General features: G+C 56.1%; 11 protein-coding genes. 9 read left to right on the plus strand and 2 right to left on the minus strand.

The genetic code is table 11. The features are described from left to right. Window positions 1-7 precede the first annotated feature (7 nt). The 4 genes from JFL75_RS10240 to JFL75_RS10255 all read left to right on the plus strand — a co-directional run bounded on the left by JFL75_RS10240 (window position 8) and on the right by JFL75_RS10255 (window position 3,763). Window positions 8-562 carry an ECF-type riboflavin transporter substrate-binding protein gene (locus JFL75_RS10240; protein ID WP_215626584.1) on the plus strand — a complete coding sequence of 185 codons (555 nt, stop codon included), beginning with the start codon at window positions 8-10 and terminating at the stop codon, window positions 560-562. Then, window positions 552-2,312, plus strand: a complete 1,761-nt coding sequence (locus JFL75_RS10245) for an ABC transporter ATP-binding protein (protein WP_215626585.1) — start codon at window positions 552-554, stop codon at window positions 2,310-2,312. The genes JFL75_RS10240 and JFL75_RS10245 overlap by 11 nt, the downstream gene beginning before the upstream one ends. Beyond that, window positions 2,309-3,139, plus strand: a complete 831-nt coding sequence (locus JFL75_RS10250; protein ID WP_215626586.1) for an energy-coupling factor transporter transmembrane component T family protein — start codon at window positions 2,309-2,311, stop codon at window positions 3,137-3,139. Before JFL75_RS10245 ends, JFL75_RS10250 begins: the two co-directional genes overlap by 4 nt. A gap of 93 nt (window positions 3,140-3,232) precedes the next feature. Continuing rightward, window positions 3,233-3,763, plus strand: coding sequence for a hypothetical protein (locus JFL75_RS10255; RefSeq protein WP_215626587.1), 531 nt, complete (start codon window positions 3,233-3,235; stop codon window positions 3,761-3,763). Between the two features lie 21 nt (window positions 3,764-3,784). On the opposite strand, the gene JFL75_RS10260 is transcribed toward JFL75_RS10255, so the two are convergent. Continuing rightward, a complete protein-coding gene (locus JFL75_RS10260; RefSeq protein ID WP_215626588.1) occupies window positions 3,785-4,891 on the minus strand; it encodes a 6-phosphofructokinase in 1,107 nt (368 codons plus the stop codon). Between the two features lie 736 nt (window positions 4,892-5,627). Here JFL75_RS10260 and JFL75_RS10265 point away from each other — a divergent pair. From JFL75_RS10265 to JFL75_RS10285, 5 genes are all read left to right on the plus strand, one after another. Further along, on the plus strand, window positions 5,628-7,832 hold the full coding sequence (locus JFL75_RS10265) for a putative glycoside hydrolase (RefSeq protein WP_223292837.1): 2,205 nt from the start codon (window positions 5,628-5,630) through the stop codon (window positions 7,830-7,832). A gap of 161 nt (window positions 7,833-7,993) precedes the next feature. Then, the gene (locus tag JFL75_RS10270; protein WP_215626590.1) at window positions 7,994-9,781 is read left to right on the plus strand and encodes an alanine--tRNA ligase; all 1,788 of its coding nucleotides are present in this window, start codon (window positions 7,994-7,996) and stop codon (window positions 9,779-9,781) included. Between the two features lie 72 nt (window positions 9,782-9,853). After that, window positions 9,854-10,900: a peptidylprolyl isomerase gene (locus tag JFL75_RS10275; RefSeq protein ID WP_215626591.1), complete on the plus strand. Its 1,047-nt coding sequence runs from the start codon at window positions 9,854-9,856 to the stop codon at window positions 10,898-10,900. 2 nt (window positions 10,901-10,902) lie between these two features. Then, a complete protein-coding gene (gene nusB, locus JFL75_RS10280; RefSeq protein WP_215626592.1) occupies window positions 10,903-11,382 on the plus strand; it encodes a transcription antitermination factor NusB in 480 nt (159 codons plus the stop codon). A gap of 92 nt (window positions 11,383-11,474) precedes the next feature. After that, entirely contained in the window at window positions 11,475-13,241 is a 1,767-nt protein-coding gene (locus tag JFL75_RS10285; protein ID WP_215626593.1) for a hypothetical protein, read from the plus strand. A 64-nt stretch (window positions 13,242-13,305) separates the two neighbouring features. On the opposite strand, the gene JFL75_RS10290 is transcribed toward JFL75_RS10285, so the two are convergent. After that, window positions 13,306-13,572, minus strand: a complete 267-nt coding sequence (locus tag JFL75_RS10290; RefSeq protein ID WP_215626594.1) for a co-chaperone GroES — start codon at window positions 13,570-13,572, stop codon at window positions 13,306-13,308. Window positions 13,573-13,629 lie beyond the last annotated feature (57 nt).

A 13,629-nucleotide genomic window follows, 5' to 3' on the forward strand; every position in this document is an offset into this window, starting at 1 on the left:
TTGGAATATGGAAAAGAAACTGATTTCTGTCAGGACCATGGTGGCTATCGGTATCGGAGCGGCCATTATGTTCGTGCTTATGCGTTTTGTCGCCATTCCGTCGGGGGTTCCCAATACCAACCTTAATCTGGCAGCCGCTATTCTGACGCTTTTTGCGGCCATATTCGGACCTGTGGCGGGCTTCTTTATCGGCCTGATCGGCCATACCCTGGTGGACCTGACCTGGGGTTTCGGTATCTGGTGGAGCTGGGTCATTGCCGATGCCCTCTACGGCCTGCTGATTGGTCTTTTCTGGAAGCTGTATAAAATCGAAGAAGGTGAATTCGGTCTGAAAAATATCATTATTTTCAATATTATCCAGATACTGGCTAATCTCATTGTCTGGGTCGCGGTCGCGCCGACACTGGATATCCTCATCTACCAGGAACCGGCAAACAAAGTCTATCTCCAGGGCCTTACCGCCGCGGGACTGAACAGCGCGGTGGTGCTGATTCTCGGAACGATTCTGGCGGCGACGTATTCCCGCACCAGAGTTAAGGCAGGCAGCCTGCATGCAGAATAACGGCAGGGAACCGGGCTCAGCGGGCCCGGCCCTGTCCTTTGACGGATTTACGTTTAAATACAGAAGCCAATCGGAAGCGACCCTGCACAGAATCCGGTTTTCCGTCCGGCGGGGAGAAAAAATCCTCATAGTCGGGCCTTCCGGTTCGGGTAAGTCCACCCTGGCGCACTGTATTAACGGACTCATACCTCACGCTTTTCCCGGCGCAGCCTCGGGGAACCTCACGATCGGGGAATTTGACGCTCTGTCCCTGGGAATTTTCGATATTTCAAAAAAAGTCGGAACCGTGCTCCAGGATCCGGACAGCCAGTTTGTGGGGCTCACCGCGGGGGAAGACATCGCCTTTGCGGCGGAAAATGACTGTATTCCCGTCGGGGAAATGAAACAGCGGGTTCTCAGAACCGCGGGAGTTCTGCATATCGAAGGCCACCTGGGAAAAGCGCCCCAGGATCTTTCCGGCGGCCAGAAACAGCGGGTTTCCCTCGCGGGGGTCCTGATGGATGAAGTGGACATCCTCCTCTTCGATGAACCCCTGGCGAACCTCGATCCCGCGGCAGGGCAGGAAACCATAGAACTTATTGACTGGATCCACAAAAATACGGGAAAAACCATATTAATTGTGGAACACCGGCTCGAGGATGTACTGCACCGGCCGGTGGACCGTATCGTAGTCATTGACCAGGGCTGGATTACCGCGGATCTGCCGCCGGGGGAGCTCCTCGCTTCGGACATACTGCGGAGAACCGGCATCCGGGAACCGCTGTACCTGACGGCGCTCCGGTACGCCGGGGAAACAATTATACCGGAAATACAGCCCGATACCCCCGGGAACATCCGGTTTGATCCGGAAAAGCTTAAACAGTGGGACCGGGATCTGCCGGAACATTCACCGGAAACCCAGGGCCCGGAAATTCTTGATATCCGGGGGCTTTCGTTCCATTACCCCCAGGATCTCAGCCGGACGCCGGTACTTGAGGATATTTCCTTTACCCTGTACCAGGGGGAATGCGTAAGTCTGGTGGGACGGAACGGCGCGGGAAAATCGACCCTGGCAAAGATCATCTGCGGTTTCAATGACCCGGTAACGGGCAAACTCCGCTTTGACGGCAGGGATCTTCAAACCTTATCAATTAAGGAACGGTCCGAATATATCGGCTACGTGATGCAGAACCCCAACCAGATGATTTCCTTTCCCATGATTTTTGATGAAGCCGCCCTGGGACTCAGGTCTCGGGGAATGGGGGAAGCCGAAGTGAAGGACCGGGTATACCAAACCCTGCAAATCTGCGGGCTCTATCCCTTCCGCAACTGGCCGGTGAGCGCCCTGAGTTTCGGCCAGAAAAAACGGCTTACCATTGCATCTATTCTGGTGATGGGACCATCACTTCTCATCCTTGACGAACCCACCGCCGGGCAGGATTTCAGGCATTATTCGGAAATCATGGAATTCCTCCGGACGCTGAACCGGAACCAGGGCTTAAGCCTCCTGATGATTACCCATGATATGCACCTCATGCTGGAATACACCACCCGGGCGATCGTACTGTCCGGGGGAAGGCTGCTGGCGGACGCGGCGCCTGCGGAGGTCCTCACCGACGATGCGGTTATAGAACAGGCGAGCCTCAAACGGACGAGCCTCTACGATCTGGCTGTCCGCGGCGGAATCGAAGATCCCAGAACCTTTGTCCAGGGTTTCATCAATTTCGACCGGAAAGTCAGGGACCAGGAATTCCCGGAGGGGCCGCGGTGAGCCGGTTTATGCTTGCCTATATCGACCGCCCGTCGCCGGTCCACGCGGTTTCGGGAGCGGTAAAACTGGTGGTATTTATCCTTTGGTCGGTCCTGGCCATGGCAGGCTACGATACCAGGGTTATGGCGGTCCTGGTAGTTATGGGACTGTCCCTGTTTGCGGTATCCGGCACAAAACTCCGGGAGGTCTCCTTCATCTTCAAAATGCTGGTCGTCTTTATGGCGCTTAACCTTATTGCCATATATATTTTCGCCCCGGAGCAGGGGGTGGAAATTTACGGAACAAAGCATCTTATCCTTAAAGGGATCGGCCGGTATTCCCTCACCTGGGAGCAGCTCTTTTATGAATTCAACATTTTCCTCAAATACTGCACCATTGTCCCTATTGCCATACTGCTGATTGTTACCACCCATCCCAGTGAATTCGCGTCGTCCCTCAACCGCATCGGCGTTAACTACTCCATCGCATACGCGGTCAGCCTTGCCCTGCGGTATATCCCCGATGTCCAGCGGGACTACCAGAACATTTCCCAGGCCCAGCAGGCCCGGGGAATTGAACTGTCCCGGAAGGTTTCCTGGGTCAAACGGCTTAGGGGTTCCGCCAGGATTCTGCTGCCCCTGGTGCTGTCATCCCTGGAACGGATAGACGCGGTGAGCCACGCCATGGAGCTCCGCAGTTTCGGCAAATACAAAAAGCGGACCTGGTATTCCTCCCGGCCGTTCTCCCGGATGGACGCGGCGGTCCTGGCAGTTTCACTGGTGTTATTCGGCTTCGGGATGTGGTTTACCTTCCGTGACGGCAGCCGCTTTTTCAATCCCTTCATCTGAATCCAATCTGAAAAAACGAAAAACAATTGGACAATTCCCGGAAACTATTATTTAATTAGTGCATTGAATTATTTATTTTACGGATAGTCATATATGCTGGATGATGTCAGCCGGACACTTACGTATTTTACCGAAATGTATCCCAATCCCGGCCCCCGCTCCGCGGCCAGGATTGTTAAGAATGCCTGTTACTACGCCCAACTGCTGCTGGAGGGTGCAGGAGGAATACCCATGTGCAACAGTTTTGCCAGATCGAGCCTGATATATGCCGGGTTTCCGGAGACCCTCGACAGACAGACGGCGTTGTTTTACCCCTGGAACAGTCCCGGCACGGTATGCAGGACCGTGGACGATATCAGAAACATAAAAGCCGGCGATGTGGTCGGTTTTTACCGGATGAACCCGCCGCCTGCGCCCTTGGTTCTTTCCCATGTCATGATTGGAACGGGCAACTGCCACGCCATCGGATCGAACAATACCTGGTTTACCATAGGAGATATCCGGCCGGGAATTTTCAATCTGAGGTATGAAATCGATATCGGTGCCGGCTTTTTTACGACCCGGCGTACCAATATCCGTTTTCAGCTGCGCCATACCGAAGCCCGGAACCTTCCCGGGGCGTAAGCGGAAGTATTCCGGTGAAGCTTACACCCCCATACAAGTTCCCACGGAAATGGCCGTATCGATCATAAAGTGATCCTCTGGCACGGCCCGCACCTTTCCCGCGGGTTCGCTTAAATCAACGGAATCCATTTGGTCATGCCTGAGGCAGACCATCCTGCCGTATTCTCCCCGGGCAAGGAGGTCCGCCGCGGCGGTCCCCAGGGAAGTCGCCAGGACGCGGTCCGAAGCGCTGGGGATGCCGCCGCGCTGGACGTAGCCCAGCACGGTGGCACGGGTCTCCATGCCGGTCTCTTCCTCGATTTCCCGGGCGACCCGGTACCCGATGGAGGGGGTGGCGGTTTTTTCCCGATGTTTTTTCCGCTCTTTTTTTTCCATTCCCGCTTCCTCCAGCGAAAGCGCCCCTTCGGCGACGACCACGATGGAAAAGCTTTTTCCCTTTTGGCTGCGTTTGATCAGATGCCGGCCGATGGCTGTTATATCATAGGGAATTTCCGGGATAAGGATGACATCGCCGCCTCCGGCGACTCCGGAGTACAGGGCGAGCCATCCCGCCTTATGCCCCATGAGTTCAATCACCATGACACGGTTGTGGCTTTCGGCGGTGGTATGGAGCCGGTCTATGGCTTCGGTTCCGATGGACAGAGCCGAATGGAACCCGAAACACCGGTCGGTTCCGACGATATCATTGTCAATGGTTTTGGGCAGCCCCACCACATTGAGGCCTTCCCGGAAAAGCTGATACCCCGTGGTATTGGTTCCGTTTCCGCCGAGGACCACCAGGCAGTCCAGGCCGAGGCTGTGGTACGTTTCCTTTATGGCCGCAACCTTGTCGCTCTCCCATTCATTTCCCCCGTTTTCGGGGTGGTAATCCTTGAAGGGTTTTTCCCGGCTGGCGCCGAGGATGGTTCCGCCCTGGGTGAGGATGCCGGAAAAGTCCTCCGGTTTAAGAAGCCGGGTGTCCCCGGTGATAAGCCCTGAATACCCGTTGGCAATACCGATTATGTTCATACCGTACCGGTCGTGGGCAGCCCGGCAGACCCCGCGGATCGCCGCGTTGAGCCCCGGACAATCGCCGCCGGCGGTCAATATTCCCAGTGTTTTGGTAACACTGCTCCGTTTCTCAGCCATAAAGATCCCCTTAGGAATGCTGTTTTCTTAAGTATACAACAGACCACCGGAGATTTGTATATCCAGGACGCCGCGGAGCGGAACAGCCGCAGGAAAAGACACCATAAAAAGCGAAACAAGGAGAAAGCTGAAAAGCTTGGAACCACCGGCTATCCCATCTCCTGAACTTATTTACTTACCTATGTCCTGACTGGTCAACCGCACCCGCTCCGTACCCTTACCGTACCCTTACCGTACCCGAAACGTACCACTACCGCTTAAACGGCTTCGCGGAGCCTTCGATTAGGCCGGCTGTGCTCCCAGTGGAACGGTTCAGGTACGTTTCCGCTGCCTGCCGGTATGCAGACAGAACAGCACTTCATACCGAGAAACCAGAAGTGGAGGTGGCGTAAGACTTGCCGCCCTTGGCGCCAAGTCTTTCAGGAGTTTTGCAGAGCAAAACTCCACACATACTGCGGCAAGGCTGGAGCCAGGGGTCGTGTCCTTCGGACACGCGCCGCCCTCCAGCGCAGGGCAGAACCGAGCCGGTTAAGCCGGAAAGCACCCGGCCGTATTGGTAACGCCGGGTCCCTGGACAGAGCGACTTTCGAGGCCGAAGGCCGCTGAGGAGCCAATCCCCTTTTTATACGACAGGACCCGCGGACCCGGTTACCACGGGTGCTTTCCGGATTGTCAGACCCGGTGCTCCCCCGCATAGCGGCTTCTCAAAAGGCGTAAACTACGCTAAACTGTGGCCATGTATAGAGATGGTTTCCGGACCGCATCGAAACGGAATGCGGTCCTTTATATAGCCCTGCTGGTATTCTGTATTGCCGTCCCCGGAAAAACCGCCGCCCAGACCGCAAGCTCCGCCGGGCCATGGACGTATCTTGCGGGAACTGAGAAAGGCCTCTACGGCATAAACCGTTACGGTATTCCCAGCGCGCTCTGGAACGGCGGAGAGGTCCGCAAAATCCTTAAAACAGACTCCTACTGGGCGCTGCTTACGGACCAGGGAATTCTCGTTTCCCAGGACCTCCGGGTATGGGAACCCAGAAATGAAGGGCTGCCGGTCAAGACCATCAAGGTCTATGAAACCGGAGAAAAATCCTTTATCCGGCTTGTCCAGGAGATCAAGGATCTGGAGATTCATCCCGCAGATCCGGATATCATGGTCTGCGCGGTTAAGGACGCGGTTTTTCTGAGCCGTGACGCCGGAAAAACCTGGCGGAACCTCAGGATGCCGGCGTACCGGACCAACGGGATCAAGGCCGTAGCCGCGGCGGGCATGCCGGAACTGACGGTTTTTCTGTCCCACAGTACCTACGGAATCCACTACATTCAGCCGGATAAGCCCAACGCGTCCTGGACGGAATTGAACGGGGGACTGGAAAAGCTGGAAACCACCAACAATCCCGACGAAATCTCCGATATGGCGGCCGTCCCCGGGGCCGAAACCGGTTCGGAACTGTATGTTTCCCAGACCTTCCGCGGCAGAGTATACCGCCTGGACTGGGAAACCAAGACATTTGCCATGATCTGGTCCGATGCCGGAGATTTCGGTACCGTCGACTCCCTGAACGCGGGCCGGGACAGTCTGACCTTTATCCGGGACGGAAGCATCACCGAACTGGACAGGATAAGCCTTCAGACGAAGGACCGGCAGGATTATTCAGCCGCTATAGAACGGAGCGCCGCGGCCCTGGGAACGGAGCTTACTGCATTTTACACTGTCCCGAATCCGCTCCAGCCCCGCAGCGAAGGGCTGTCTTTTTCCGAACTGTGGCTGCTCAGGGACGAGGACAGCCGCCTTTCCCCAAGGCTGGACCTGGCGGACAAAAAGGACGGCCTCTATCTTCCGGTAAACCATGCCATGGATCCCGTATCGCTCCGGCCGTATCTCGAAGTAATCGAGGAACGGGACCTTAACATGGTTGTAATCGATATGAAGGATGATTACGGCCGTCTCCGCTTTACCCCCAAAAACCCCGAACTAGCCAAAAAGGGCCGGGTATTCTGGCCCGTGGACCTGGAAAACCTGGTTAAAACCATGAAGGACCGGGACATTTATATGGTCGCCCGTATCGTGGTATTCAAGGACCCGGAACTGGCGAAAAAAGAAGGGGGAAAATTCGCGGTCTGGGACGCCGCGGTGAATCAGCCCTGGGCCGGATATTACGAGACCCGCCGGCCCGTACCGGACCCATCGGCGGAACCGGAACAGCCCGGACCGCTGCTGCGGGAGATCCGCCCGGATCCGGCGGATCCCGCCTACGAAATCGTCCGTACGTACTACGATGAACGCTGGGTCGATCCCTACTCCGAAGAAGTCTGGGAATATACCGCCGCCCTGGCCCAGGAACTGTGCGAGCGGGGATTCGATGAAATCCAGTTCGACTATATCCGGTTTCCCACCGACGGTATTAACCTGGGCAGCGCCCAATACCGGTGGCGCGACCCGGGAATGGATATGGAAAGCGCCATGCTGTCCTTTCTGCGCCATGTGCGGTCACGGATCGACGCGCCCATATCCATAGATATCTACGGAGCCAACGGCTGGTACCGCACCGGCGCCAGGACAGGCCAGGAAGTGGAACTTCTGGCTCCCTATGTCGACGTTATCTGCCCGATGTATTATCCCAGCCATTTTGAACAGGATTTTCTGGCCCAGTCACCGCCGGAGCTCCGTCCCTACAGGATTTATTACCAGGGGACCCAGCGGACGGACCGGATTGCCCGGGGCAGGGTCATTGTGCGCCCCTACGTTCAGGCATTTTTCCTGAATGTCTCTTATGACCGGCAGTATTACAATCTGGATTACGTCCGCAGGCAGGTTGAGGGTGTCCGTGACGCGGGCAATCCGGGTATCACATACTGGAACAACAGCGGCCGTTACGGGGATATCCCCTTCCCCGGGGATTTTGACAGCACCGGAACAAAAACACCGGCGTCACAGCGTTAATACATCAGGGCCGCCGCATTACCGCAAACTCTCCGCAGAAGCATGGAACTTCCAAGCCCGGCCCCGCAGCACCGGTAAAACACGGGTACTTTTCAGCTTGGAAGACTCTGTGCTCCCCCACCCACCTTGACGAAGGGAGCCCCCTTCCCTACTATTACGCAATGAACGCGAATGAACTGAGATCCAAATATATCGAATTCTTCAAATCAAAAGGCCATGCCCAAATACAGGGAAAATCCCTGATTCCCGATAACGATCCCACGGTACTGTTTACCACCGCCGGGATGCATCCTCTGGTCCCCTATCTTTTAGGTGAAGAACATCCCGCGGGCAAACGGCTCACGGATTACCAGAAGTGCATCCGCACGGGCGACATCGATGAGGTTGGAGATCCCAGCCACCTTACGTTGTTTGAAATGCTCGGGAACTGGTCCCTGGGGGATTATTTTAAGGAAGGGGCCATTGAAATGAGCTTCGAATTCCTGACATCCCCCCAGTGGCTCGGCATACCGGTAGAAAAAATCGGGGTAACCGTATTTGAGGGTGAAGGGGACATCCCCCGGGACGAGGAATCCGCGGCTATCTGGAAACGGCTCGGGATTCCCGAGGAACGGATCAGCTACCGGCCCCGGGAGGACAACTGGTGGGGACCGGCGGGTTCCACCGGCCCCTGCGGTCCGGATACGGAAATGTTTATCGACATGGGCAAGGCCCCCTGCAGCCCCGAATGCGCCCCGGGATGTTCCTGCGGCAAATGGCTCGAGATCTGGAACGACGTGTTCATGCAGTACAACAAAAACGCCGAAGGCGAATACCTTCCCCTGGCGAGAAAATGCGTGGACACCGGTATGGGTATTGAACGGACCGTGACGATCCTCAACGGCAAAAAGTCCGTCTACGAAACCGGGATTTTTCAGCCCATTATCGGAGCCATTGAAAAAGCCTCCGGATATACCTACGGCACCGATGAGGAGAAAGACAAGTCTGTCCGCATCATCGCCGACCATACCAGAGCCTCGTCCTTTATCCTCGGGGATCCCAAAGCGGTAACGCCCTCCAATGTGGGCGCGGGCTACGTACTCCGCCGGCTGATACGCCGGGCGGTGCGCCACGGACGCAAGCTCGGAATCACCGGGCTGCTTCTTTCCCCTATCGCCCAGGTCGTGGTGGAGGAATTCAAGGGACCCTATCCCGAACTGGAGGAAAACCGGTCCCGTATAATTGAAGAACTTAATAAGGAAGAAAATAAATTCCTGGAAACCCTCCAGAAGGGCGAGCATGAATTCGAAAAACTTCTTCCCAACTTATTAAAGGATCCCCGGAAGATCATGTCCGGCAGACTGGCTTTCAAACTGTACGATACCTACGGCTTTCCCATCGAACTTACGGAGGAACTCGCCGCCGAACAGGGTATGACCGTAAACCGGGACGAATTCGACGAGGCATTCCGGAAGCACCAGGAACTTTCCCGGGCAGGGAGCGAACAGGTCTTTAAGGGCGGCTTGGGCGACCAGGGCGAAATGGCGGTCAAATACCATACCGCCACACATCTGCTCCATAAGGCCCTGAAAACCGTACTCGGGGACCATGTGGCCCAGAAAGGCTCCAATATTACCGCGGAACGGATGCGCTTTGACTTTTCCCATGACGCTCCCATGACCAAGGAGGAAATCCAAAAGGTCGAGGAAATCGTCAATGAGCAGATACAAAAAAACCTTCCCGTCACTATGGATGTGATGAGCCTGGATGAGGCGAAAAAAAACGGCGCCGTTGCGCTGTTCGGGGAAAAGTACGAGGACCAGGTAAAAGTGTACTCCGTGGGGGATTTTTCAAAAGAAGTCTGCGGCGGCCCCCATGTGGAAAACACCGGATCCATGGGAAAATTCAAGATCCAGAAGGAACAGTCTTCTTCCGCCGGGGTCCGGCGTATCCGGGCGGTTCTGGAATAGGCAAAAAAGTTATAATATCGTACAATTGGGCGTAACCCGAGGACTCTTTATTTTTTATAGTAAGGTATGAACATGAAACGCACATTTTTTCTGACTATAATGGTATGCGCCGTTTTAGGGACGGCATTTGCCCAGTCCGATCTGCAGCCCGCGGCCATCGTCCGGCTTACCAAGAGCGAACCCATTACGGTCAAACAGCTCCGTACCGCTGTGGAACAGCTGGAACAGGAAGCGGGAAAGGCCATGACCCCCGCCGAACGGCGCCAGGTGCTGGATATTCTGATCAACAACAAGCTGGCCATGCAGGCGGCGGAACGGGACGGCGTCACCGTCAGCGACGGGGAAATAAACCAGCAGATTCAGCAGTTCAGGACGGCCCTTGCCCAGAATATGGGACGGCAGCCCACGGACGCGGAATTCGAGCTTTTTATCCGCAACCAGACCGGTTACGACCTGGCGACGTTCAGGACCGAACTCAAGCAGCAGGCTACCATACAGCGGTACCTGGTGTCCCAGAAACGGGACCTTCTGGAAAACATCCCCTCCCCCACGGACGCCGAGGTAACCCAGACCTACAACCTCATCAAGGCCAGGAATTTTGTGCGGCCCCACACGGTCCGGGTTTCGGTAATCCTCGTTCCCAAAGGCACCACCGCGGATGAGCGTACGAAAGCCAAGGAACTGGCGGACAAACTGGCCCGGGACATCGGCTCCAATCCGTCCAAGTTTGACGAAGCGGTAATCCGCGCCAACGCTCCCAGCTCGGGATACCAGGGCGGCGACGGCGGCTACATTCCCCAGGACATCCAGGTGCAGCAGCGCCTGGGTCTGGATTTTGCCAACACCGTATTTGCCCTCAGGCAGGGTGAAGTTTCCAAGGTCATTGAGACGCCCCGGGGCTACGAAATCATAAAAATAACCGAAACCCTGGACGAGAAAATACTGGAACTGGACGACATCATTGAGCCCGGCACCAAGGTTACCGTAAAGGAATATTTAGTGAATACGCTGCTCCAGCAGCGCCAGCAGCAGGCCATAGACACTGCCTCCCACGAGCTGATAACGGAACTCCGGAAAGGCAATACTTTCCAGGTTTTCGAAAACAACATCAACTGGTAATCATGGCTTCCCGCAGAAAAGGCCGCATTCTGGCTTTCCAGGGTCTCTATTCCTGGGAAGCCAACCGGGTTTCCGCCGAGGAAATCGCGGGTTTTTTCTGGCTGGAACCGGAAAAACGCGCCGCCCTGGACGAAGCGACCGGTACGTTCTCCCGGTTATTGATAGTCGGAACCATCGAAAACATTGAAGAAATCGACCGGACCATACAGGATCATCTTAAAAACTGGGATTTATCCCGGCTGAACCGTGTCGATCTGGCGGTACTCCGTCTGAGCACCTACACCCTCATGTACCAGGACGATGTGCCTCCGTCAATAGTGATAGACGAAGCCATCGGCATATCCAAGGAATTCGGCACCGACGAATCCTTCCGTTTTATTAACGGTGTACTCGACAGCATACGAAAAACCCTGCAGTCAAATTCAGCACAAGCCGCTGTTCCCGGTCCGGATGCTTCTCCGGAATCAAAAACCTCGCTCTGAAGGGATGTCAGACTGAAAGTCTGGGGTTTTTGGTTCTGTAAAGAAAGGATTATACGCGGGGTTTATACCCCGCCCGCGAATAAGGGAAGCCCATGAGGTTATTTTCATCCTTTTTTGACAGGATATCTCCCCGAAAAGCCATAAAAGCAGCCTGCATTACCGGTATTGTCCTGTCGGTAATCCTGAGCGCGGGAATGCTAACCTTTGCCCTGCTTTCCCGGGGGACATTTCCGGGAAGAAAAAAACAGGAAGCCTCCCTTCCGGCGGATTCATTCTACAGCGCCCTAGCGGATTACGACAGAGCCGCCGCGGGATCTCCCGGAGCGGAACGGCTCAGCCGCCTGGACACCATGCTCACGGATCTGGAGGAAAAAGCCCTCAGTGTGGATTCCAGGCTGTCACTGCTCAAGCGCCGGCGGCGGCTTACCCTGGAATACCCGGAATACACCGGACAGTACCGGCTGGCGGCCCTCCGGGCTCTGGAGGTTTTCCCACACTCCCAGCCCCTGGCCATGGCTGCCGCGGAAGCTGTTCTCAGAGAGAATCCCGCGCCGTTTCCGGCGGATCCCCGGACAGCGGAAGAGCTTATGGACCTGGCGGACCGCATTTCCCCGGAAATGGAACCGGTTTTTGTCCTGGCCCTGCATATCCTCTGCGGGAATGCCGCGTCCCCCCAAACCGCCGCGGCCCGGATTCCCCAGGCAGAACGGCTGTTCGGCAGCGCGGCCATCCGCACCGCCGGGGTGGAGCAGGAAGAATTAACCTTCAGCAGCGCGGTGCTGAAAATCCTGAACAGCAATACCGACGGGGCTCTTGTCCAGATTGAAAATCTCCTCAAAGGAACCAATCCCAGTGTGACAGCCCGCTATAACGCGGCGGAACTGTTTTACGACTACGGAGATCCCCTCCGCGCGGCGGTTCTTTTTTCTCCCTTTGAGGAACCCCAGAGCCTCGTCCGGCAGGGAGATGCTCTCTACCTCGCGGGCCATACCGACGGAGCCCGCAATATCTGGAAAACTCTCCTGGCGCCGGGGGAACTTCCGGTTTCGGACCACCTGACCGAAAAGGTCCTGTACAATCTCGCCGCCACCGCCCGGGATTCCGGTGAAAGCCTCGGGTATCTTGAATCGCTGCTGCGGCTCAAGCCGGATAATATCAGCGGGATTATCCGCTATTCCCGGTACCTCCCGGCCATGGAAGCCGCGGCGTTCCTCCAGAGCCGGAGCGCCCTTCTCCGGGATCCCCTGTTTGACCTGGAAATACACCGCCGCAGGACCGAGCTCCAGGAAATCCGCCGTTCCGCGGCGGATACCTGGCTCCTTATCGGACGCCACCCGGAAGATCCCCGCATGTACAGCTGGGGGGCCTTTTACTTCGACCAACAGAAACTCTACGGTGAGACGGAAATCCTCTTCCGCAACGCGGAGGCAAACGCCGTACGGAACCCGTGGCTGGCGCTCCACAGAGCCCTCCACGCCGTTCTCGGAGGCGATCTCACCGCGGGGGAGGAATTGCTCAAATCGTTAATCCGGACGGACCAATCCCCGGCCGGTACCGAGGACTGGCAGATACACGCCAACCTCGGTCTTCTGGCTGAGGCACGGCGGGCGCCCCGGGAAGCCCTGGCGTATTTCGAGACCGCGGCGGCCTTTATTCCGCTGCCGGAAGCCGGAACAATCCCCGGACAGCCCGTATCACGGGACGCCGCCCGGCTGCAGCTCTCCATAGCCCGCTGCCTCCTTGCCCTGGGCCGGACGACCGACGCGCAGCGGGTCCTGGAATACGCTTCGGACCTGGATCCTGAAAATCTCTCGGTGCGGCTGGAAATACGGCGTCTCCGGGAGAAGATGTCCCTTTAAAGGGCTTTTCGGACAATAAAAAACCCGGCTCATAAAGCCGGGTTTTTTCGTGCTGGTCCAGTTCCTATTCAATTACCGCAATAATATCGGACATCTTGAGGATAAGAAACTCCGCACCGTCGATCTTAACCTGGGTACCGGCGTATTTATCGTACATGACTTTCTGACCGGATTTGACTTTGATCACATCCTTATCATCCCCCACTTCTACCACGACTCCAGTCTGGGTTTTTTCCTGGGCGGTATCGGGGATGATAATCCCGCCGGCGGTTTTTTCCTCGCCCTTTTCGAGCTTAACCATTACCCGGTCTGCTAAGGGTTTAACCTTCATATGTTCCTCCGTTGTGTCTAATTATTGGATTGATTGTAATACATACAATATACGGAA

It is taken from the genome of Breznakiella homolactica (genome assembly GCF_016616095.2).
Classification (GTDB): domain Bacteria; phylum Spirochaetota; class Spirochaetia; order Treponematales; family Breznakiellaceae; genus Breznakiella; species Breznakiella homolactica.

Coding starts and splice junctions, on each gene's coding strand:
- JFL75_RS10255 (WP_215626587.1), top strand. CDS start 3,233: ATGCTGGATGATGTCAGCCGGACACTTACGTATTTTACCGAAATGTAT.
- JFL75_RS10270 (WP_215626590.1), top strand. CDS start 7,994: ATGAACGCGAATGAACTGAGATCCAAATATATCGAATTCTTCAAATCA.
- JFL75_RS10290 (WP_215626594.1), bottom strand. CDS start 13,572: ATGAAGGTTAAACCCTTAGCAGACCGGGTAATGGTTAAGCTCGAAAAG.
- JFL75_RS10265 (WP_223292837.1), top strand. CDS start 5,628: ATGTATAGAGATGGTTTCCGGACCGCATCGAAACGGAATGCGGTCCTT.
- JFL75_RS10275 (WP_215626591.1), top strand. CDS start 9,854: ATGAAACGCACATTTTTTCTGACTATAATGGTATGCGCCGTTTTAGGG.
- JFL75_RS10240 (WP_215626584.1), top strand. CDS start 8: ATGGAAAAGAAACTGATTTCTGTCAGGACCATGGTGGCTATCGGTATC.
- JFL75_RS10245 (WP_215626585.1), top strand. CDS start 552: ATGCAGAATAACGGCAGGGAACCGGGCTCAGCGGGCCCGGCCCTGTCC.
- JFL75_RS10285 (WP_215626593.1), top strand. CDS start 11,475: ATGAGGTTATTTTCATCCTTTTTTGACAGGATATCTCCCCGAAAAGCC.
- nusB (WP_215626592.1), top strand. CDS start 10,903: ATGGCTTCCCGCAGAAAAGGCCGCATTCTGGCTTTCCAGGGTCTCTAT.
- JFL75_RS10260 (WP_215626588.1), bottom strand. CDS start 4,891: ATGGCTGAGAAACGGAGCAGTGTTACCAAAACACTGGGAATATTGACC.